The 501-nt window shown below is 68.7% G+C and carries 1 pseudogene; it reads left to right on the top strand.

Annotation, left to right across the window (positions count from 1 at the left end):
* A pseudogene (locus V6V89_RS41575) lies at window positions 1–501 on the top strand (heavy metal translocating P-type ATPase); the annotation flags it as partial.

Below are 501 nucleotides of genomic sequence, written 5' to 3' on the forward strand. Positions count from 1 at the left end.
CACGGCACCCACGGCACACACGGTGCCGACGCGCACGGTGGGCATGGCGGCCACGACAAGCACGCCGGCCACGACCCCGAGATTTTCCGCCGCAAGTTCTGGCTGAGCCTCGCGCTGACCTTCCCGGTCGTGCTGACCAGCGAGATGGTCATGGACTGGTTCGGCTACGAGCTGGACTTCCCCGGCATCGAGTGGGTCGGGCCTGTCCTGGGTTCCATCGTGTTCTTCTACGGCGGCTGGCCGTTCCTGCAAGGAGCGGTCCGCGAGGTGCGCGACCGCGCACCCGGCATGATGCTGCTGATCTCGATGGCCATCACCGTCGCCTACGTGGCATCCCTGGCCACCGCGCTCGACCTGTTCGACCTGGACTTCTGGTGGGAGCTGGCGGCGCTGGTCACGATCATGCTGCTGGGCCACTGGCAGGAGATGAAGGCCATCGGCCAGGCACAGGGCGCCCTCGCCGCCCTCGCGGCCCTGCTGCCCGACGACGCCGAACGCGTC

The sequence above is a fragment of the Micromonospora sp. CPCC 206061 genome, from assembly GCF_036906915.1.
Classification (GTDB): domain Bacteria; phylum Actinomycetota; class Actinomycetes; order Mycobacteriales; family Micromonosporaceae; genus Phytohabitans.